Origin of the sequence: Ectothiorhodospira mobilis (assembly GCF_016584115.1) — a bacterium.
In the GTDB taxonomy this organism is placed as follows: Bacteria; Pseudomonadota; Gammaproteobacteria; order Ectothiorhodospirales; family Ectothiorhodospiraceae; genus Ectothiorhodospira; species Ectothiorhodospira mobilis.
The window spans coordinates 1-20,034 of record NZ_NRSK01000002.1 but is presented as its reverse complement, the minus strand read 5'-3'; the positions used below and the strand labels follow the sequence as shown (position 1 = coordinate 20,034).

18 protein-coding genes are annotated in these 20,034 nt (G+C 66.1%); 11 read left to right on the top strand and 7 right to left on the bottom strand.

Annotated features, from left to right (window positions below; all coding sequences use genetic code 11):
- The first annotated feature begins 120 nt into the window (after nucleotides 1-120).
- The 4 genes from acnA (at nucleotide 121) to CKO33_RS01195 (ending at nucleotide 6,159) form a co-directional block, all read left to right on the top strand.
- The gene (gene acnA, locus CKO33_RS01210; RefSeq protein WP_200178452.1) at nucleotides 121-2,862 is read left to right on the top strand and encodes an aconitate hydratase AcnA; all 2,742 of its coding nucleotides are present in this window, start codon (nucleotides 121-123) and stop codon (nucleotides 2,860-2,862) included.
- A 65-nt stretch (nucleotides 2,863-2,927) separates the two neighbouring features.
- The gene (locus tag CKO33_RS01205; RefSeq protein WP_200178446.1) at nucleotides 2,928-3,299 is read left to right on the top strand and encodes a hypothetical protein; all 372 of its coding nucleotides are present in this window, start codon (nucleotides 2,928-2,930) and stop codon (nucleotides 3,297-3,299) included.
- Nucleotides 3,300-3,310: 11 nt separating this feature from the next.
- Nucleotides 3,311-4,144, top strand: a complete 834-nt coding sequence (locus tag CKO33_RS01200; protein WP_338081715.1) for an HDOD domain-containing protein — start codon at nucleotides 3,311-3,313, stop codon at nucleotides 4,142-4,144.
- 20 nt (nucleotides 4,145-4,164) lie between these two features.
- A complete protein-coding gene (locus CKO33_RS01195; protein WP_200178443.1) occupies nucleotides 4,165-6,159 on the top strand; it encodes a putative bifunctional diguanylate cyclase/phosphodiesterase in 1,995 nt (664 codons plus the stop codon).
- A gap of 120 nt (nucleotides 6,160-6,279) precedes the next feature.
- Here CKO33_RS01195 and CKO33_RS01190 read toward each other — a convergent pair whose 3' ends face one another.
- Nucleotides 6,280-7,674, bottom strand: a complete 1,395-nt coding sequence (locus CKO33_RS01190) for a class II fumarate hydratase (RefSeq protein ID WP_200178441.1) — start codon at nucleotides 7,672-7,674, stop codon at nucleotides 6,280-6,282.
- Between the two features lie 82 nt (nucleotides 7,675-7,756).
- Between CKO33_RS01190 and purB the strand changes: the two genes are divergently transcribed.
- A complete protein-coding gene (gene purB / locus CKO33_RS01185) occupies nucleotides 7,757-9,124 on the top strand; it encodes an adenylosuccinate lyase (protein WP_200178439.1) in 1,368 nt (455 codons plus the stop codon).
- An 81-nt stretch (nucleotides 9,125-9,205) separates the two neighbouring features.
- On the opposite strand, the gene dusA is transcribed toward purB, so the two are convergent.
- Nucleotides 9,206-10,222 (bottom strand): tRNA dihydrouridine(20/20a) synthase DusA, encoded by a 1,017-nt coding sequence (gene dusA / locus CKO33_RS01180; RefSeq protein WP_200178438.1) that lies wholly within the window; start codon nucleotides 10,220-10,222, stop codon nucleotides 9,206-9,208.
- A 296-nt stretch (nucleotides 10,223-10,518) separates the two neighbouring features.
- Between dusA and CKO33_RS01175 the strand changes: the two genes are divergently transcribed.
- The 6 genes from CKO33_RS01175 (at nucleotide 10,519) to CKO33_RS01150 (ending at nucleotide 15,118) form a co-directional block, all read left to right on the top strand.
- Nucleotides 10,519-11,022 (top strand): hypothetical protein, encoded by a 504-nt coding sequence (locus tag CKO33_RS01175; RefSeq protein WP_200178435.1) that lies wholly within the window; start codon nucleotides 10,519-10,521, stop codon nucleotides 11,020-11,022.
- Nucleotides 11,023-11,029: 7 nt separating this feature from the next.
- Nucleotides 11,030-11,269, top strand: a complete 240-nt coding sequence (locus tag CKO33_RS01170) for a type II toxin-antitoxin system RelE family toxin (RefSeq protein ID WP_200178434.1) — start codon at nucleotides 11,030-11,032, stop codon at nucleotides 11,267-11,269.
- Nucleotides 11,270-11,334: 65 nt separating this feature from the next.
- Nucleotides 11,335-12,444, top strand: a complete 1,110-nt coding sequence (locus tag CKO33_RS01165) for an RNA-guided endonuclease InsQ/TnpB family protein (protein ID WP_200178432.1) — start codon at nucleotides 11,335-11,337, stop codon at nucleotides 12,442-12,444.
- 43 nt (nucleotides 12,445-12,487) lie between these two features.
- Entirely contained in the window at nucleotides 12,488-13,219 is a 732-nt protein-coding gene (locus tag CKO33_RS01160) for a sulfite exporter TauE/SafE family protein (RefSeq protein WP_200178430.1), read from the top strand.
- A gap of 156 nt (nucleotides 13,220-13,375) precedes the next feature.
- Entirely contained in the window at nucleotides 13,376-14,779 is a 1,404-nt protein-coding gene (locus CKO33_RS01155; RefSeq protein ID WP_200178428.1) for an NAD(P)H-binding protein, read from the top strand.
- Nucleotides 14,780-14,827: 48 nt separating this feature from the next.
- Nucleotides 14,828-15,118 (top strand): nucleotidyltransferase domain-containing protein, encoded by a 291-nt coding sequence (locus tag CKO33_RS01150; RefSeq protein ID WP_200178720.1) that lies wholly within the window; start codon nucleotides 14,828-14,830, stop codon nucleotides 15,116-15,118.
- A 63-nt stretch (nucleotides 15,119-15,181) separates the two neighbouring features.
- Here the strand turns inward: CKO33_RS01150 and CKO33_RS01145 are convergent, their stop codons facing one another.
- The 5 genes from CKO33_RS01145 to CKO33_RS01125 form a co-directional block, all read right to left on the bottom strand.
- Nucleotides 15,182-15,502 carry a flagellar protein FliT gene (locus CKO33_RS01145; RefSeq protein WP_200178427.1) on the bottom strand — a complete coding sequence of 107 codons (321 nt, stop codon included), beginning with the start codon at nucleotides 15,500-15,502 and terminating at the stop codon, nucleotides 15,182-15,184.
- 40 nt (nucleotides 15,503-15,542) lie between these two features.
- Complete coding sequence (gene fliS, locus CKO33_RS01140; RefSeq protein WP_242472407.1) at nucleotides 15,543-15,968, bottom strand: flagellar export chaperone FliS; 426 nt, start codon at nucleotides 15,966-15,968, stop codon at nucleotides 15,543-15,545.
- A 247-nt stretch (nucleotides 15,969-16,215) separates the two neighbouring features.
- Nucleotides 16,216-17,628 (bottom strand): flagellar filament capping protein FliD, encoded by a 1,413-nt coding sequence (gene fliD, locus CKO33_RS01135; protein ID WP_242472406.1) that lies wholly within the window; start codon nucleotides 17,626-17,628, stop codon nucleotides 16,216-16,218.
- 217 nt (nucleotides 17,629-17,845) lie between these two features.
- Nucleotides 17,846-18,259 (bottom strand): flagellar protein FlaG, encoded by a 414-nt coding sequence (locus CKO33_RS01130; protein WP_200178424.1) that lies wholly within the window; start codon nucleotides 18,257-18,259, stop codon nucleotides 17,846-17,848.
- A 90-nt stretch (nucleotides 18,260-18,349) separates the two neighbouring features.
- The gene (locus tag CKO33_RS01125) at nucleotides 18,350-19,543 is read right to left on the bottom strand and encodes a flagellin (protein ID WP_200178423.1); all 1,194 of its coding nucleotides are present in this window, start codon (nucleotides 19,541-19,543) and stop codon (nucleotides 18,350-18,352) included.
- Nucleotides 19,544-20,034: the final 491 nt, after the last annotated feature.

The window sequence follows — 20,034 nt, the reverse complement described above, 5'->3', positions numbered from 1 at the left end:
GCTTCGCCGTCTTCACTCCGTGCCACGCCATGCCATACTGCATGCGGGAGCCGCCGCCTCGGGACCGGCCGAGAACGATGCGGCACCCCAATCCGCCCCACGACCGAGGGAAGTAGCGCGATGACCGATACATTCCAGACCCGTTCCCGCCTCGAGGTGGAAGACCGCAGCTACCACATCCACAGCCTGGCCCCCCTGCGGGACCGCTACGATGTGGACCGTCTGCCCTATGCCCTCAAGGTGCTTCTGGAGAATCTGCTGCGCAACGAGGACGGCGACAACGTCACCCGCCAGCAGATCGAGGCCCTGCTGGCCTGGGACCCCACCGCGGAACCCGGCCAGGAGATCGCCTTCACGCCGGCGCGGGTGCTGTTGCAGGACTTCACCGGGGTGCCGGCGGTGGTGGACCTGGCCGCCATGCGCGACGCCATGAGCGCCCTGGGCAAGGATCCGAAACGCATCAACCCCCTGGCCCCGGTGGACCTGGTCATCGATCACTCGGTGATGGTGGACTACTACAACCAGCGCAACGCCCTGGACCTGAACATCAAGCTGGAATACCACCGCAACCGGGAGCGTTACCAGTTCCTGCGCTGGGGGCAACGGGCCTTCGAGAACTTCCGGGTGGTGCCCCCGGGCACCGGCATCGTGCACCAGGTGAACCTGGAATACCTGGCGCAGACGGTGTTCGTGCGCGAGGAGAATGGTGAACACCACGCCTACCCCGACACCCTGGTGGGCACCGACTCCCATACCACCATGGTCAACGGCCTGGGGGTCCTGGGCTGGGGCGTGGGCGGCATCGAGGCGGAGGCGGCCATGCTGGGCCAGCCCGTGTCCATGCTCATCCCCCAGGTGGTGGGCTTCAAGCTCACGGGCCGCCTGCCGGAGGGGGCCACGGCCACGGACCTGGTGCTCACCGTCACCCAGATGCTGCGGCAGCGGGGCGTGGTGGGCAAGTTCGTGGAGTTCTTCGGCGACGGCCTGGACCACCTGCCCCTGGCGGACCGGGCCACCATCGCCAACATGGCCCCGGAATACGGCGCCACCTGCGGCATCTTCCCCGTGGACAGCGAGACCCTCACCTATCTCAGGCTGTCGGGACGCGACGAGGACCAGGTGGCCCTGGTGGAGGCCTATGCCCGGGAACAGGGGCTCTGGCGGGAGAAGGGCAGCCGCGAGCCCGAATACAGCGAGCTGCTGGAGTTGGACCTGGGCAGCGTCGTGCCCAGTCTGGCCGGACCCAAGCGCCCCCAGGACCGCATCCCCCTGGACCGGGCCCGGGACAGCTTCATGGACACCCTGGATCAATTCCTGCAGGAACATCACGCCGCGCCGGCGGACGATCAGGAGGAGCGCTTCGCCGACGAGGGCGGCCACGGTGCCCCCGGGGTGGACGACTGCCACGAGAAAGGCGCGGTGGAATACGAGATGGACGGCCAGCGCCACCTGCTCAAGCACGGCGCCGTGGTGATCGCCGCCATCACCTCCTGCACCAACACCTCCAACCCCGCCGTCCTGCTGGCGGCGGGGCTGGTGGCGAAGAAGGCCCGGGAACGGGGCCTGCAGCCCAAGCCCTGGGTGAAGACCTCCCTCGCCCCCGGCTCCCAGGTGGTGCCCGCCTACTTAAAGAAGGCCGGCCTGATGGAGGCCCTGGAGGCCCTGGGTTTTGGCGTGGTGGGCTTTGGCTGCACCACCTGCATCGGCAATGCCGGCCCCCTGCCCGGCCCCATCTCCGAAGCCATCCGCAAGGGGGACCTGATGGTGGCCTCCGTGCTCTCCGGCAACCGCAACTTCGAGGGGCGCATCCACCCCGATGTGCGCACCAACTACCTGGCCTCCCCGCCCCTGGTGGTGGCCTATGCCCTGGCGGGCTCCATGGCCGTGGACCTGTACAGGGACCCTCTGGGCACCGACACCGCCGGACAGCCGGTCTACCTCAAGGACATCTGGCCCAGCCAGGCGGAGATCAACGCCCTCATGCATGCCCACATCACCTCGCAGATCTACCGGGAGAAATACGCCGACGTCTTCCAGGGGGACAGCCACTGGCAGGGCATCGGGGTCAGTGAATCCGAGCGCTACGACTGGCGGGAATCCACCTACGTCAAGCATCCCCCCTACTTCGAAGGCATGAGCCTGACCCCCGAGCCCCCGGCCCCGGTGCAGGGGGCCCGCTGCCTGGTGATGGTGGGGGACTCCATCACCACCGACCACATCTCCCCCGCCGGCGGCATCCACCCCGAGAGCCCCGCGGGCCGCTATCTGCAGGAACACGGCATCGAACCCCAGGAGTTCAACTCCTACGGCTCCCGCCGGGGCAACCACGAGGTGATGATGCGCGGCACCTTCGCCAACGTACGCCTGCGCAACCGCATGGCGCCGGGCACGGAAGGCGGCTGGACCACCCATCTGCCCGACCACGAGGCCATGACCGTCTACGACGCCGCCATGCGCTACCAGCACGAGGGCGTGCCCCTCATCGTCCTGGCGGGCAAGGAATACGGCACCGGCTCCTCCCGGGACTGGGCGGCCAAGGGCACCCGCCTTTTGGGCATCCGGGCCGTGATCGCCGAGAGCTTCGAGCGCATCCACCGCTCCAACCTGGTGGGTTTCGGCGTCCTGCCGCTGCAGTTCCAGGAGGGGGAAAGCGTCCAGTCCCTGGGGCTGACAGGGCACGAGCGCTTCGACATCGACCCCCTGGAGGGGGAACCGAAGACGGTCCAGGTCACCGCCCGGGCCGACGATGGCGGCGAGATCCGCTTCACCGCCCGGGTGCGCATCGACACCCCCAACGAATGGGCCTATTATCGCCACGGCGGCATCCTGCACTACGTGCTGCGGCAACTGGCGGCAGACTGAAACACGGCGGAAGAGAACCCCAAAAGACCCCGCCGCGGAGCGGCGGGGACCGCACAAGGATCTCCATGGAGCCCCAAAAGACCCTTTCCACCCAGGACGCCCACCCCGGCATGATCGTCGCCGTGGATGTCCGCGACCGCAGCGGCCGGCTGCTGATCCCCGCCGGGACGCCATTGAAGGAAAAGCATCTGCGGGTGTTGCAGATCTGGGGTATCGCCACCCTGAGCGTTCGGGATCCCTCCGGATCGGCGGCGCACCAGGCCCCTGCCGGGAGAGATCAGGAGAATAAGGAGATGCGGCCCGCAACGGATGCCCAGGCCCGGGCAGAGGCGGTCCTGCGGGAGGTCTTCCGCCACGCGGACCTGCAGCGCCCCCCCATGGGCACCCTGTTCCACCTGGCGGTGGAACGCCTCTCCCGGCGCATGGAGCAGGCATGATCCCCGGGATCGTGCAGGACATACTCCGCCGTGATCCGGACCTGGGCACCCTGGCGGACCTCTATCACCGCATCCAGGCGGTCATCGACGACCCCGCCAGTTCCCTGGATACCCTGGCCCGCACCATCGGCGCCGATCCCGCCTTGAGCGCCCGCATCCTGCGCATCGCCAACAGCAGCCTCTACCAGTTCCCCACCCGGGTGGAGTCCATCCCCCAGGCCATCGGTATCATCGGCACCCAACAGGTGCGGGACCTGGTGCTGGCGGCCACCCTCATCCACCACTTCAGCCGCATCCCGGTGAGCGGCGTGGACATGGCATCCTTCTGGCGGCACAGCATCGGCTGCGCCCTGATGGCCCGATCGGTGGCATTTATCCGACGGGAGGCCAACGTGGAGCGGGCATATGTGGCAGGACTCCTGCATGATATCGGCCGCCTGATCCTCTTCATGCACCTGGAGGATCGGGCCACCCGCGTGCTGGCGGCACGCGACCGCAGCGGCGATCTGCTGTACCGGGTGGAATCCCGGGAACTGGGCTTCGATCACACCCAGCTGGGCGCTGCCCTGCTGGAACACTGGCGGCTGCCTGCAGCCCTCATCGAACCGGTGCGCCATCACCACAGCCCGGACGAGGCCCGGCGGTATCCCATGGAGACCGCCACGGTGCACCTGGCGGACAGCATGGCCCATGCCCTGCGCCTGGGCACCAGTGGCGAACGCTACTGCCCCGCCGTGGAGGAGACGGCCTGGCAGCGCCTGGCCCTGCCCGAATCCGCCCTGGAGCAGATCGCCGCACAGACGGACCGGCACTACCAGCAGGCGCTGGAAGTGTTTCTGAGCTAAGCAACGGGAGCAGCGACGGGATGACCGTGACAGAAAAGGACCAGGAGCCGACCCCCGGGGAAGTCTATCTGAGGGAGCGCGTGCGGCATCTGGAAGAGGCGGCGCAACGTCACCAGTACGCCCTGGACGTGCTGCTGTCCATCACCACCCTGTTCGGTGACCACGAGCAGGACCGGGAACCCGGCCCCATCCTGGAGAAGGCCCACGACTGCATCCATCGCCTCCTCTCCCTGGAGGACGCCGGCTATTTCCTGGTGGATGACGCATCGGGCTTCCGCCTCCACTACCGCCCACCGGGCGCGGGCGCCAGGGCGGACCTGGAGCCCGGGGTCGACGCATTCATCGACGCATTCATCGAAGACGGCACCTTCGCCTGGGCCCTCAACCAGAACCGTCCGGTATGCCTGCCGGCCAAGGACAACAGCGAAATCCAGTGGGTGCTGCACGTGATCGCCACCCGCTCCCGCATCCGTGGCATGTTCGTTGGGCGCATCCACAACCAGCCCCTGCAGCGGGACGACCTGGGCCTGAGATTGCTCACCCTGGTGCTGTTCCATGCCGCCTATGCCCTGGAAAGCGCGGACCTCTACGCCCTCCTGGCCCGGCAGCGGCAGACCCTGGAACGCGTCTCCCGGCGCCAGTCCGAGGCCCTCGCCCACCAGTACAGCCACGACACCCTCACCGACCTGCCCAACCGCATCCTGTTCGGCGACCGCCTGAGCCAGTTGCTGGGATCGCATCAGGAACAGGGGGAACGGGGAGGCTACCTGGCCGTGATCCTCATGGACCTGGATCACTTCAAGCGCATCAACGACTCCCTGGGACACCGCGCCGGGGACCGTCTCCTGCAACAGGTGGCCACGGACCTGCATGGACTGTTATCCGATGAGGCGATGACCACCCGCTACCGCCTGCGGCGCGCGGAGATCACCCTATCGCGCCTGGGCGGGGACGAGTTCGGTATCCTTTTGAATGCAGTGGAGTCCCCGGATCTGGCGGCGCGGGTGGCCCACCGCCTGGTGCAGGCCGTGAACCGGGAGTACGAGGTGGAGGGGCACGCCGTGTTCCTTGCCTGCAGCGCCGGGGTCAGCATCCATCCCCTGGACGGCGGGGACAGCGAGACCCTGATCAAGAACGCCGACGCCGCCCTGCACGAAGCCAAGCGCCAGGGGCGCAACGGATACCACTTCTACACCCGGGAGATGAATTCCCAGAGCTACCGGTATCTGGTCCTGGAGAACGCCCTGGCCAAGGCCCTCTCCCGGGACCAGCTGGAGATCCACTACCAGCCGCAGATCTGCCTTGCCAGCGGACGAGTCCGTGGCATGGAGGCCCTGCTGCGCTGGGAACATCCCCAGGAAGGCATGCTCTCCCCGCCCCAGTTCATCCCCATCGCCGAGGAAACGGGGCTCATCGAGGGCCTGGGGGCCTGGGTGATGCAGCGGGTCTGCCGGGATCTGCAGCGGCTGGAGGCCAGGGGGCTGCGGCCGGAGTGGGCGGCCGTCAACCTCTCCCCGCGTCAGTTCCGCCAGGCGGATCTGGTACAGACCTACCGGGACATCCTGCGCCGGCGGGACATCCCGCCGCAGTGGATCGAACTGGAACTCACCGAGAGCACCCTCATGCAGGACGTGGACGCAGCGGTGAACAGCCTGCGGCAACTGCACCACCTGGGATTCCGTCTGGCCGTGGATGACTTCGGCACGGGGTACTCCTCCCTGAGCCATCTCAAGAACTTCCCCATTCACACCCTCAAGGTGGACCGGACCTTCGTACAGGATGCCCCGGAGGATGCCAACGACGCCGCCATCGTCACCGCGATCGTGGCCATGGCCAAGGGGCTGGGTCTGGAGGTCATCGCCGAGGGGGTGGAAACACCGGAACAACTGGCCTTCGTACAGGCCCTGGACTGCAGCCTGGTGCAGGGGTTTTATTACGCTCGTCCCGCCCCCCTGGATACCTTGATCCCCCTCCTGGAGACACCGGGCGGGGACCGGCTGCATCCCCCCCACTGAAGCGGATTCCCTCAAGACACCGCAGTCTCGTTCGTTCTGCCACCCGCCTGGGAGCGCCGAGCCCCAGCTCGGCTTAAGGAAGGATGCCGAGCTGGGGCTCGGCGTTCCCGGGATGTCGCTTCATTCATTCTTGGACCCCTGCCCCCCACGGGCGAGCGCCATCGGGTCCAGCAGGGCCCGCAGCCGTTCCTCGTCCAGATCCGTCATCTCCCGGGCCACCTCCAGAACCGGACGACCCTCCCGATAGGCCCGTTTGGCGATGGCGGCCCCCTGCTCATAGCCGATGACGGGATTGAGTGCCGTCACCAGGATGGGATTCCGATCCAGGGCATCGCGCATGCGCGCCTCGTCCACCCCGAAACCGGGGATGACGCGGGTGGCCAGCAGGTCGGCCCCGCTGGCCAGCAGTTCCACACTCTGCAGCAGGTTGTGGGCGATCACCGGCAGCATCACGTTCAACTGGAAATTGCCCGACTGACCGGCCACACCGACGGCGGCGTCATTGCCCATCACCTGGGCACAGGCCATGGCCACCGCCTCGGGGGCCACCGGATTCACCTTGCCCGGCATGATGCTGCTCCCCGGCTGCAGGGGCGGCAGGGTGATCTCCCCGAGCCCCGCCAGGGGACCGGAGTTCATCCAGCGCAGATCGTTGCAGATCTTCATCAGGCTCACCGCCACGGTCCGCAGCTGACCGCTGGTCTCCACCGCGCTGTCCTGGGCGGCCAGGGCCTCGAAGGGGTCGGGCTTGGGCCGGAAGGGCACCCCCGTGCTTCGGGCCAGGTCCCCGGCCACCGCCTCGCCGAACCCGGGAGGGGCATTGACCCCCGTGCCCACAGCGGTGGCGCCGATGGCCAGTTCCTCCAGGCGCACGGCGCTGTCCCGCAATCGCTCGATGCCATAGCGCACCTGCCGGCCCCAGGCCCCCACCTCCTGCCCGAGACGGATGGGCAGGGCATCCATAAGATGGGTGCGGCCGGTCTTGACCACGTGATCCAGGGCCCGGGCGCGGCTCTCCAGCACCCGGGCCAGATCCTCCAGGGCCGGCAGCAGGCGCGTCTTCAAACCCAGGCGCACGGCCACGTGCAGGGTGGTGGGGATGACATCGTTGGAACTCTGGCCCCGGTTCACATCGTCGTTGGCATGCACGGGTTCCCCCAACTCCATGGACGCCAGGCGCGCGATCACCTCGTTGGCGTTCATGTTGGAACTGGTTCCGCTCCCGGTCTGGAACACATCCACCGGGAACTGATCGGCGTATTCCCCCCGCGCCACGGCCCCGGCAGCCCGGGCGATGGCCGCCGCCTTCCCGGGGGGCAAAAGGCCCGACTCCCCGTTCACCCGGGCGCAGGCCGCCTTCACCTCCCCCAGGGCCCGGATGAAGGCCGGCGGCAGGGTCATCCCGCTCATGGGGAAGTTATCCACCGCCCGCTGGGTCTGGGCCCCGTAGAGGGCGTCGGCGGGCACCGCCACCTCGCCCATGCTGTCGCGCTCGATCCGTTCCCCTGCACTCATGATCCCCTCCGGGTCCCGGCTGTGTGCTGAAAATTCTGGTGTAGTATAATTCCGCCCCCTTCGCGAGACCTGGAGATATCCCATGGAGCTTTCCCCCCTCACCGCCATCGCGCCGGTGGATGGCCGCTATGGCGACAAGACCGAGATGCTGCGTCCCATCTTCAGCGAGTTCGGTCTCATCCGCCACCGCGTCCGGGTGGAGGTGGAATGGCTCCGAACCCTGAGCACCCACCCGGGGATCCCCGAAGTCCCCCCCCTGGGGGAACACGCCGGCAACATCCTCACCGGCATCGTGGAGCACTTCTCCGAGGAGGATGCCCAGCGGGTCAAGAACATCGAACGCACCACCAATCACGACGTGAAGGCGGTGGAATATTTCCTCAAGGAGAAGATCCAGGGCAACGCGGAACTGGAGGCGGTGAGCGAGTTCATCCACTTCGCCTGCACCTCCGAGGATATCAACAACCTGGCCTACGCCCTCATGCTCAAGGAGGCCCGGGGCCAGGCCATCCTGCCGCTGATGGACGAGCTCATCCATGCCCTGCGGGATCTGGCCCACCGCCACGCCCACCAGCCCATGCTCTCCCGCACCCATGGCCAGCCCGCCTCCCCCACCACCCTGGGCAAGGAACTGGCCAACGTGGCGCACCGCCTCAAGGCCCAGCGCAACCAGGTGGCCGATGTCCGCATCCGGGGCAAGATGAACGGGGCCGTTGGCAACTACAACGCCCACCTGAGCGCCTATCCGGAGGTGGACTGGGAGGCCCTGAGCCGCGGTTTCATCGAGGGGCTGGGGCTGGAGATGAACCCCTATACCATCCAGATCGAACCCCATGACTACATGGCGGAACTCTTCCACGCCATGGAACGCTTCAACACCGTGCTCACGGATTTTGCCCGGGATGTGTGGGGCTATATCGCCCTGGGGTATTTCAAGCAGCGGGTGGTGGCCGGGGAGGTGGGCTCCTCCACCATGCCCCACAAGGTGAATCCCATCGATTTCGAGAACGCCGAGGGCAACCTGGGGCTGGCCAATGCCGTCTTCGGACATCTGGCGGGCAAACTGCCCATCTCCCGCTGGCAGCGGGACCTGACCGACTCCACGGTGCTGCGCAACATCGGCCTGGGCTTCGCCTGGTCCGTCATCGCCTACCAGGCGACCGCCAAGGGACTCACCAAGCTGGAGGCCGATCCCGCACGCCTGAACGCCGACCTGGAGACCAACTGGGAGGTGCTGGCCGAACCCATCCAGACGGTGATGCGCCGCTACGGGGTGGAGAAGCCCTATGAAAAGCTCAAGGAACTCACCCGTGGACAGCGGGTGGACGGCCCCCGCCTGCGGGCCTTCATCGACACCCTGGAGATCCCGGAGGAGGACAAGGCCCGACTGAAGGCCCTCACCCCCGGCAACTACACCGGCAACGCCGGGGCACAGGCCGAGCGCATCTGATGCGTTCCCGGATGGGCCCCTGCGGGACGCCCATCCGGGACCATGGCATCTCCCGGGAAGGGAAACCCGGGAGGCGGCCGTTCACCCTCCCAAGACCTGCCCGGCCGCCTGCCGGATCACCTCGGCCCCGGCCCCCGGGCGATGGGCATGCTCACTGAGATGCCGCCGCCAGGCCCGGGCCCCGGGCACGCCCTGGAACAGGCCCAGGATATGCCGGGTCATGGTCTGCAGGGGGACCCCCTCCGCCAGCCGGGCCTCCACATAAGGCAGGAACCGTTCCACCACCTGATGCCGTGTGGGCACCGGCCCTTCATCGCCATACAGGGCCGCGTCCACCCGGGCCAGCATATAGGGGTTGTGATAGGCCTCCCGCCCCACCATCACCCCATCCACATGGGCCAGTTGCCCCTGCATCTGCTCCACCGTGGCCAGCCCCCCGTTGATCACCACCGTCAGCCGCGGGAAGGCGGCCTTGAGCCGGTGCACCCGCTCGTAGCACAGGGGGGGGATCTCCCGGTTCTGTTTCGGGCTCAGCCCCTGCAGCCAGGCCTTGCGGGCATGCACGATGAACAGGTCGCAACCGGCGGCGGCCACCCGGTCCACGAAGCGGAACAGATGGGCCTCGCTATCCAGATCATCGATGCCAATGCGGCATTTCACCGTCACGGGGATCTCCACCGCCGCCTTCATGGCCCGCACCCCCTCGGCCACCCGATCCGGCTCGGCCATGAGGCAGGCCCCGAAGCGCCCGGAATGGACCCGGTCCGAGGGGCAGCCCACATTCAGATTCACCTCATCAAAGCCCCAGTCCGCCCCCATGCGGGCAGCCCGGGCCAGCTCCCCGGGATCGGAGCCCCCCAGTTGCAGGGCCACCGGGTGTTCGGCGGGGTCGAAACGCAGATGCCGGTTGGCATCCCCGTGCATCAGGGCCGCCGTGGTGACCATCTCCGTATAGAGGAAGGTCCGGCGGGTGATCAGGCGCAGGAAGTACCGGAAATGGCGGTCCGTCCAGTCCAGCATCGGGGCCAGACAGCAGCGGTGAGCCCCCGAAACCGCGTGGGAATGCGGGGTGGAGGCTGATTGGTCAGCGGTTTTCATGGTCACGTTTTAAGTGTTTTTGGGTGGGGGTCATCCGATCCGCTGGCAAGGAGACAGGATGCCCGGGATGGGGCCATTTTTCGAGGTTTTCGGAAGACGCTTAACCGGCTATGCTCGAAGAATGCCCCGGGTATGGTCTATCCCGGGCCGAGACGTCTTCCTTGTCTTCAGGCCAGAGGTGCTTTACGGTCCCATATCTCCTTTTGTGGGGTCTGAATGGAACCGGGAAGGTGAAAATCCCTCCAACAGGGTCCGGGAAGACCTGCCGGGCCCTGGAATCACCGAGGAATAACGCCATGCTGCATCATCAGGCCCGGGACGAATTGCAAGGGATGCTGACCAGCTTCCCTGAATTCGTTGGGCACCGTGTCAACATGCGGACCCTGCGCCTCGTGGAACAGACGGTGGAAAACCTCACCGCAGAGCAGCGCGCCCTCGAGTCTGACATCAAAGCGTCGCAGGAGATCGCCGAACTCATCAACGAAGCGTACGAAGACGAAGAGATCGATCCCAACGACGAGATCGACCAAGCCTACCAGAAATCCCAGCGCGCGATCGCTTCGGTCATCGCCTTGTACCGCAAGAAGCGCGCCGCAGCGGTGCGCGATCCCCAGCTGAACGGTACCCATGAAGAAAGCGTGGTATCGGAATACGATCGTGTCCTGGATCGCTACAGGGACCTGCATGAAGCCTTGGAGCAGGTGCGGATGATCCTGCGGGAGCACGACGCCGACGCGAGCGATGACATCGGTGAATTCGAAGATATTTCCGGATTGATGGCCGCCCTGAAGGAAGGATAAACGGTCCATGACCCACATCGGATGTGGTGGCGTTCAGATCCACAGAATCAGGGCCAAAGCCCGGTTTAAGAGGGACTTCCGAAAGCTGGATCCCCCGCTGCAGAACCTGGTGGAGAAGAAGCTCAAGGATCTGATGAAAAACCCAAGGCCGTCCGGCCTTGGGTTCGAAAAGCTCCAGGGCTACAGAAAGCCCAACATCACCAGTATTGCGCGAGAAGCCCCCGGCTTTAGCCGTGGGGAGGGATAGCGCCCGCCGAAGGCGGCTTTTGTTATAGTGTTTTTCAATGCGAAGTAGGCCCTGGAGACCTTGAGTTGACCGATGCCGCCAAAAGCATTATCAAGACCCTGAGCGTGCGGGTGAAAGACCGGCACGCCAAGGTGCTTGATCGCATGGCGTTCGAGGTCAATCAAGTGTGGAATCTGGCCAATGAAATGGCCTATGAGGCGTGGCATGTTCCCGTGCCCGAGGTGGGCTGGATTCAGGGGGCATGGTTGCATCCCTTTGAAATCCAGAAGGCATTGGCCGGAATCCACAAGGCGCGGGGCTGGCGGATCGGATCGGCCACAATCCAGGAGGTGATTGCAGTCCACGGCAAAAGCCGAAAGCAGTTCAAGAAAAGCAAGCTGCGTTGGCGGGTATCCGGTGGCCCCCGTCGCAGCCTGGGATGGATTCCATTCAAGTCCCGCGCGGCGCGGTTTGAAGGCGGCAAGGTGCGGTTTGCCGGAGAGGGTTTTGGGGTATGGGACAGCTACGGGCTGGGAAATTTCAAATTCCGTGCGGGGAGTTTTTCCCAGGATGCCCGAGGCCGTTGGTACTTTAATGTGCAGGTGGAGGTTGCTGCTCAGGAGAGATCGAAAGGTTGCAGCGCAGTGGGCATTGATCTTGGGCTCAAGGATGTGGCCATCTGCTCGGATGGCGAGCGCTTATTGGCCGCCCAGCCCTACCGGGCTTTGGAAAAGAAGCTGGGCATTGCACAACGGGCCGGAAAGAAAAAACGGATCAAGGCCATCCACGCAAAAATCAAAAACCGGCGCAAGGACGCCATCCATAAATTCAGCACCATGCTGGTGGAGCGGCATGGTGCCATCTTCGTCGGTAACGTGAGCAGTTCCAGTCTGGCGAAAACCCGTATGGCCAAGTCCGTGCTGGATGCAGGCTGGTCGATGCTCAAGACCCAACTCCAATACAAGGCGATTGCGCGGGGAGTTTGGTTTGAGGAAATCGACGAGGCGTATACCACCCAGGCCTGTTCGTGCTGTGGCCATATCGGCAACAGCAGTCCGAAAGGTAGGACAGGACTTGGAATAAGAGAATGGACCTGTCAGGCGTGCGGTACTCGCCATGACCGCGACATCAATGCCGCAAGGAACATTCTCGCGCTTGGGCACAAGCGTCTCGCAGGAGGAATCCCCCGGCTTTAGCCGTGGGGAGGGTGTCAATCTAGCGCCAAACGACCTCGCCCCTATGGATTTCCCCCTCTCCCTGCTGCAGTGGCTCCTGGCCAGCGCCGTGATCCTGGTGGGTGCCGTCCTCCAGGGCGCCATTGGCTATGGCGTGGCCCTGTTGGGTGCCCCCCTGCTCTATCTGATCCATCCGCAGCTGGTGCCCGCCCCCATGATTATCATCGGCATGAGCCTGCCATTGCTGATCCTGCTGCGGGAATGGCGGGCGGTGCGCCCCGCCGATGTGGCCTGGGCCCTGCCCGGCAGCCTTGCAGGGACGGCCCTGGCGGCACTGGTGCTGGGCCTGGTGGACCAGGACCTTTTGGGGGGACTGCTGGGGGCGCTGGTGCTGCTGGCCGTCGCCCTGAGCCTGGTGCGCCGGGTTCCGGACCCCGGCCCGGCCATCCTGCTCCCGGCGGCGGGGCTTTCCGGCTTCATGGCCACCATCACCTCCATCGGCGGGCCGCCCCTGGCCCTGGCCTTCCAGAACGTCTCCGGTCCGCGCCTGCGCGGGACCCTGTCGGCCATCTTCGTGCCCGCCGGCATCCTCTCCCTCTCCACCCTGGCCTGGCTGGGCCGCTTCGGTCCCGTGGAGGTCCTGCTGGGGGTCTCGCTGCTGCCGGCCATCCTCCTGGGATTCTGGATCTCGGGCTGGGTGGCGCACCGGCTGGACCGGCGCTGGTTGCGGCCCGCGGTCCTCGCCTTCTCCGCCCTGGCCGGCACGGCCGCCTTGGTGCAGGCCCTCCCGACCTAGTCCCGGGGCGCGGTACACTGTGCCCATGCAATCCTCTCCCGATCCGTACGCCGCCTACCGCATCGCCACCGGATGGCAGCCCGCAACAGACAGGGCCTGTCCACGATACCCGGGGTGGATGCGCGTCACCTCCCGCCGGCCGGGAAGAGTGCCCTGATGACCCGCATCACCATCGCCGGGGCCAGCGGTTTCATCGGCACGGCCCTGTGCCATGAACTGGCCGGGGAACACCGGATCACCGCCCTCACCCGCTCCCGGGCCCGCGCCGCGACGCCGGACCCGGATACCCGCATCACCTGGCGGCACTGCGATCTGTTCTCCCAGTCCGACGTGAACCGGGCCCTGGAAGGGTGCGATGTGGCCCTCTACCTGATCCATTCCCTGGCCCCCTCCTCCCGGCTCACCCAGGCCACCCCCCGGGACATGGACCTGATCCTGGCGGACAACTTCGCCCGCGCCGCCGCCGCCAATGGGGTACGGCAGATCATCTTCGTCAGCGGCCTCATCCCGGAGAGCTTTCGCATCTCCCGCCTGCTGTGGAGCCGCCGGGAGGTGGAGATGGCCCTGGGGGGACACGGTGTTCCGGTCACTGTGCTGCGGGCGGGGCTGGTGGTGGGCCCCGGCGGCTCGGCCACCCGGCTCATGGTGGACCTGGTACGGCGCATGGGGGTGCTGACCCTGCCCCCCACGGCCCGGTCGGTGACCCGCCCCATCGCCCTGCGGGATCTCACCCGGGCCATCCGCTACTGCCTGGATCACCCCGAAACCTGCCGGGGCCCCTTCGACATCGGCGGGCCGGAGTGGCTGAGCTACGAGACCATGCTGCGCCGTACCGCCCGGGTGCTGGGTCTGCGGCGCCTGGTGATCCCCCTGCCCTGGATGCCGGAACGCATCGCCGCACTGGGAGTGCGCTGGATCACCGGCGCCCCGGCGGAACTGGTGGGCCCCATCATGGCCAGCCTGCCCCGGGATACCCGCATCCGCAGCAATCCGGTGCAGGCCCACATCGACCCGGACGCCATCCCCTTCCACCAGGCCCTGGAAGAGGCGGTGGATCCGGAGCGCAAACGCCTGCGGCCCAGCCCGCGACACCCCATCCGCCGGGAAGTCGCCGCGGAACTGCGCCAGGCCAGCCTGGTGCGCTCCATCCAGCGCATCCTCCAGCCCCCCGGCCAGGATGCCGCCTGGGTGGCGGGCAACTATTTCCGCTGGCTGGGGAGCTGCTGCTGGCCCCTGGTGCGCACCCGGCTCCAGGAGGACGGCCGGATCCATGTGGATCTGGTCTGGCCGGGATGCCGCCTGCTCACCCTGCATCACGCACCGCAGGCATCCGGCCCCGAAAGGCAGGTGTACTACATCACGGGCGGCATCCTGGCCCGGCCCAGTCCGGGCCAGGCCCGTTTCGAGTTCCAGTCGGTGCTGGGGGGGCGCTACACCCTGGCCGCCATCCATGACTACGCCCCCGCCCTGCCCTGGTCCATCTACCGCTGGACCCAGGCGGTGATGCACCTGCTGGTGATGCGGCGCTACCAGCACAAACTGGCGCGCCTGGCGCGGTAAAGACAGGGGCTTACACAGGTGTTGTAGTTACACTCCACCCATGCGGTTATCCTCCGAACAACAGGCAGCCATCCGCCGCATCGTGGCCGATGGGCAGGTCCCGATGCGCAGGTACGGCTGTTCGGTTCCCGCCTGGACGACAGCGCCCGGGGTGGCGATGTGGACCTCTTCGTGGCCCTCGAGCGACCGGTGGAACAACCCGTCCTGGTGTCCGCTCAACTTTCCGCCCGGATCAGCCGGCGCCTGCAGGGGCGCCGCGTGGACGTCATCCTGAGCACCCCCAATCTACGCACCCTGCCCATCCACGACGTGGCCCGGCGGGAAGGTGTGCTGCTGTGATTGAAGTCACCGAGGCGGTGATGAACGATCTGAGGCAGCGGGGATGGTGGTAAGCAGCCGGCTTCAATCCCGCCCGCGTTCCACCTGCTGGTAGGCACGGGCGCCGCTGGCCTTCCGGCGGATCTGGCGCAATTCATCCCCCAGACGATCGCGGGCATCCTCCAGAAGGGGCTGAAGGGCACGGTCCAGTTCCCGGATCCGGATCAGGCGACGCGCCAGGGCCTCGGCCTCCGGGCTGCCCGGCTCCACCCCGGTCGCATCGATCACATTCGCAATCTCAGCATGCCTTGTTTCGCTGGCAAGCAGGGGCTCCCACTGCCCCTGCCGCGCCCATTCCAGACGACGATGGGCCAGCCGCTCCAGATCCGCGGCCGCTGCCAGCATACGCTCCACTTGTGCCCGCGGGCAGGGCATCGCTGCGGATCTATTCCGGCTGGGCGGATGCAGTTGTGGGCGTTTCCTTTCCGGGGTTGCGGGCCTCGGGGGGGATGGCCTGCCATCCATCCCGGATCTCCGCGAGGAGCCGGCTCACCTCGTCCAGGATCTCCACATCGTCCCGCGCGTTGGCAGTCACCAGGCGGCGCTGCATATAGTCGTACAGTTCGTCCAGGTTTCGGGCGATCTCGCCGCCCCGGTCCAGGTCCAGGCCCCCGCGTAGACCGCCGATGATATCCAGGGCCTTGCCGATGAGCTTGAGCTTGGCCGGGCGATCGCCCCGCAGGACAGCCCCCCGGGCCTGGGCCAGACGATCGATGCCGCCGTTGAGCAGCATCTCGATCAGGCGGTGGGGATCGGCGAACGCCGCCCCGGCGGCGCCCACCTGCTGGTACTGATTGATGCCTTTATGCATGGCGGCGTAACTCATATGCTGTTGCTCCAGGATGGATCGTACCCATGTTCATGGTATCGGCCAAGGCGGTGAGGGCTTGAGCGCCACTGCCCCGTCTTATCGGGATGGATCTCACCATCAGCAAGAACCCCGGATCTGATTCATCCCCCATCCGGTTCCGGGCCGATCCAGTCCCGCAGTCCCGGCCCGGAGCCAGGTCCCGGGTCCGCCTCCAGGACGCATATGCGGCATCCGTGCGTCAGGCATTTTATTTGCCGCTGTTGAGGGCCGCCAGCTGGTTGTCCAGAAACTCGCTGGTCTTGTTCAGGGAGGCCACCTGCGCATCCATGGCGGAGAACTGTGCGATCATCCGGCTCTCATAGCGATCCATGCGGCGATCCAGGTCCTCCCATTCCCGATCGATCCCCTCGAGCCGGTCTTGCAGGCTCTGGTTCCGGACATTGAGGATACTGTCCCAGCCGGTGTATTGCTTCACCACCGACTCAACCCGGCTTGCCACACCGGTCTCGGCACGGGTGAACAGCGCCTCCACCGCCCCGGGGTCCGTTGCCAGGGTACTGTTCAGCTTCTGCTCATCCAGCTCCAGGGTGCCGTCCCGGCGGGTGGAGATCCCCAGGTCCGCAAGCGCGCGGATCCCGCCTTCCATGCCTTCCACGGCCTCACCCAGGGTCCGGGCCAGGTTCGTCTGCACACCGCGCAGGGTGGCATCGCCATTCAGGAGTCCAGATTCCCCCGTTTCGGGGTTATATGCCCCCAGTTCATTGATCGTGGCACGCAGGCTGTTGTAGGCCTCCACGAATCCCTGGATCGCCTCCTTGGCCACGCCATCCTTCTCGTTCACCGAGACCCGGGTGGTGCCCACATCGGTCAGTTCCAGACGGACCCCGTCGATGGCATCCTGCACCTGGTTGTTGGGACGGGTGATCTGCAGACCATCCACGAACAGTACGGCATCCTGGGAGGCCCGCAACTGGGTAAACCCACCGCTGGTACCGTTACCATCCATGGAGCCGGCATCGAAGGCGAGCTCGTTGAGCAGGGCAGCGGGATCCGCATTACTCACTCCGATCCCGGAGATGGAATTCTCCTCTCCGGTCCCGGTAGTAGTGAGGACCATGCGGTAGCCGCTGCCATCGTCCACCACCTCGGCCCGGGCCTTGTCCGATTCCTCATTGATCATGGCCCGCAGGTCCTGGAGCGTGTCCGCCTCCTCTGTCAGGGTGAAGGTCTCGGTGCTGCCGTCGGCATAGGTGAGGGTCACATCCCCCGCCCCCAGGGAAGTGGTCCCGGGGGAGAAATCGGCACCGAAGAGATTCTCGTTGGTGGTCAGCCGCTGCGACTGGGCCAACTGGTCCACCCGCACCTCGTAGTTCCCCATCGGGGCACTGGACTGCGCATTTGCGGAAAGGACCCCCTCGTCGGAGACCTTCGACTCGATGCCCCGGAAGCTCCAGCTGTACTTGAGATCCGACACCACCGAACCGAACTGGGTGAGCCCATCCTTAAGACGCCCAAGCCCGGAGATCTGAGTCTCAATGGACTGCTGACGGTTGGTCAGCCGGTTTTCCCAGGGCTCCCGTTCGGCGGCCACCAACTGGTCCACCAGGCCCCGCACATCGATCCCGGAGCCCACACCCAACGAACTGATCGTCGACATCATCCTCCTCCCGGACCCCGAGGGCCCCACCCCGGCCCCATGGAGGGCCATAGCGATTCATTTCCATCATGCGTTTTCACGAGGGTCTTGAAACGCCCTGCGGGACGCACCCTTTCAGCAAAGGCATGCCCCGTAGAGCGCTTCCGGTCGCTGGCGAAGATCACCTCATCGAGACCACCGCCCGCAGACAGGATTTCATAATGCAATAAACAGGCCACCTTCAGGCCTTATCCCGGACCAGCAACCCACGCAGCTCATCCATGTAGGCCGCCACCTCCAGGATCTCCTCCGGCGGGAGCTGGCGGATGAGCTCCTCGCTGCCGGCATCAAAGACCTTGACCACCGTTCTTCCGGTGTCCTCGTCCACCGTGAACTGCAGATCCCTTTGCACCACCTGCACAAAGTCGTTGATCCGCTGAACCGCATCCCCCACCTGTTCCGAGAATCCGCGGGAGGCGGATGGCTCTCCCTGGCTGGGGTCGCTGCTGGCCTGTGAACGGCCTGCATCCGGCAGGGGTTTGCCTTCCGAAGGCGCAAGGGCCGGCCGGTTCTCTCCGGTGGCCGGTAATGCAGGGGGTTCCGCCTTCGATGCGGGGGCGGGGTTTAAGGGCAAGGCATGAATTCGTGTATCCATCTGCATTCTCCTCTTCCCCGATGGCGGGAAGAACGACAGCCCGGGAAGCCTTCGCCGCCCGGGCCGCCGTGTTCACATCACCCCCGGGGGTTACTGGAGCAGGGCCAGCACATTATTGGGGGCCTGGTTGGCCTGCGCCAGGACGGAGGTACCGGCCTGCTGCAGGATCTGAGACCGGGTCAGGGCCGCGGTCTCGGCGGCGAAGTCCGCATCCTGGATGCGGGATCTCGAGGCCGAGAGGTTCTCGGAACTCACCTCCAGATTGTTCACCGTGGAGTCGAAGCGGTTCTGGAGAGCACCCAGGTCGGCGCGCATCGAGTTCACCTGGTCCAGGACGTAGTCGACGGTCACGACGGCCTCGTTGGCGTTTTCCACCGTATCGACTTCCACATCGTTGAGGGTGATGGAGTTGGTATCCAGGGCAATCGTACCCGAGTCAACCGAAGTTCCACCGATACTCATGGTCACGCCCACATCATAGGCTTCACCATCATTTTCCAGGGCACTGGAGAAGACCAGGTCACCGCCATCCGCCGTGAGGTTGGCCTTGATGCCCGTATCACCCGTTTCCGCGTTGATGGCGGAGACGATGTCATCCATGGAAGAGGCGGTGCCAGTGAGGGTCGTGGTACCCGCCGCACCATTGATGGTCACCGTAAAGGTCCCCGTGGTGCCCTCGGCGAAGGCCTCATTCACGCTCAGGCCGGTGACCCCAGCCACGCTAGCGCCTGCACCGGCGTCATCCGCCAAGTCCGTGGTGGAGTTGAGCAACGCCCCCAGCTCACTGCCCCGGGAATCCATGCCGTCCACCTTGATGGTCTGACCGGCGTTGGCCCCCACCTGGAAGATCAGGTCCTCCACGGAGCCATCCAGGACATTGGCGCTGTTGAACTGGGTGGAGGAGGCGATGCGGTTGATCTCGGCGACGGACTGCTTCACCTCGTTGTTCAGGGCCTCCCGGTCGGAGGCGGAGTTGGTGGCGTTGGCGGACTGCACGGCCAGCTCACGGATGCGCTGGGCGATGTTGCCGATCTCGCTCAAGGCCCCTTCCGCGGTCTGGGCGAAGGAGATCCCGTCGTTGGCGTTGCGCACGGCCTGGTTCTGGCCGTTGATCTGGGCGGTGAACCGCTCGGAGATGGCCAGTCCGGCGGCGTCGTCCTTGGCGCTGTTGATGCGAAGCCCCGAGGAGAGGCGTTCCAGGGAGGTCTGCAGCTGGGACTGGCTGGCGTTGAGATTGCGCTGCGCGGTCAGCGACGCGATGTTGGTATTGATGACCTGTGCCATGATCGTTCTCCTTGCCGGATGCGGGTCCCGGGCGGGGACCCTGGTTTGCCGTTTTTGTGGGGGGTTCATCATCCCCCTGCAAACCCCTTATCGGCGCCCCACCGGCAAGCTTTAGCCGCTTTGCGGAAAATTTGCGGTCCCGGATTGCCGCCTGCGGGGCCTGGATCCGGAAATCAGGTCACCGGATACCGCCCATCGGCAAGAATAGGCCACCGGACCGGCCATCACCAGGGATTCCCCCCTGGCCAGGCCCGGCACCATGGATGGGTGGCGGCACCAGAAGGATCAGCGGTACCGGATATCTCCCGGATTTCTAATGTGTCACCCGGGCGGCCCGGAACGGGATGGGGGGTACGGCCCATCCCGGCACCCTACCGGCAGCGGCCAGGGTCTGCAGGGCGATGCCCGGGACACCGGGGAGAAAGCCGCCAGCGGTGACCAGCGCCAGCAGGATGAACACCCCGGGGGCGTGGAAGCGGGCGAAACGGGCC

Coding starts and splice junctions, on each gene's coding strand:
- dusA (WP_200178438.1), bottom strand. CDS start 10,222: ATGAAAACCGCTGACCAATCAGCCTCCACCCCGCATTCCCACGCGGTT.
- CKO33_RS01205 (WP_200178446.1), top strand. CDS start 2,928: ATGGAGCCCCAAAAGACCCTTTCCACCCAGGACGCCCACCCCGGCATG.
- CKO33_RS01155 (WP_200178428.1), top strand. CDS start 13,376: ATGACCCGCATCACCATCGCCGGGGCCAGCGGTTTCATCGGCACGGCC.
- acnA (WP_200178452.1), top strand. CDS start 121: ATGACCGATACATTCCAGACCCGTTCCCGCCTCGAGGTGGAAGACCGC.
- CKO33_RS01195 (WP_200178443.1), top strand. CDS start 4,165: ATGACCGTGACAGAAAAGGACCAGGAGCCGACCCCCGGGGAAGTCTAT.
- CKO33_RS01175 (WP_200178435.1), top strand. CDS start 10,519: ATGCTGCATCATCAGGCCCGGGACGAATTGCAAGGGATGCTGACCAGC.
- fliS (WP_242472407.1), bottom strand. CDS start 15,968: ATGCATAAAGGCATCAATCAGTACCAGCAGGTGGGCGCCGCCGGGGCG.
- fliD (WP_242472406.1), bottom strand. CDS start 17,628: ATGATGTCGACGATCAGTTCGTTGGGTGTGGGCTCCGGGATCGATGTG.
- CKO33_RS01190 (WP_200178441.1), bottom strand. CDS start 7,674: ATGAGTGCAGGGGAACGGATCGAGCGCGACAGCATGGGCGAGGTGGCG.
- CKO33_RS01145 (WP_200178427.1), bottom strand. CDS start 15,502: ATGCTGGCAGCGGCCGCGGATCTGGAGCGGCTGGCCCATCGTCGTCTG.
- CKO33_RS01160 (WP_200178430.1), top strand. CDS start 12,488: ATGGATTTCCCCCTCTCCCTGCTGCAGTGGCTCCTGGCCAGCGCCGTG.
- purB (WP_200178439.1), top strand. CDS start 7,757: ATGGAGCTTTCCCCCCTCACCGCCATCGCGCCGGTGGATGGCCGCTAT.
- CKO33_RS01130 (WP_200178424.1), bottom strand. CDS start 18,259: ATGGATACACGAATTCATGCCTTGCCCTTAAACCCCGCCCCCGCATCG.
- CKO33_RS01170 (WP_200178434.1), top strand. CDS start 11,030: ATGACCCACATCGGATGTGGTGGCGTTCAGATCCACAGAATCAGGGCC.
- CKO33_RS01125 (WP_200178423.1), bottom strand. CDS start 19,543: ATGGCACAGGTCATCAATACCAACATCGCGTCGCTGACCGCGCAGCGC.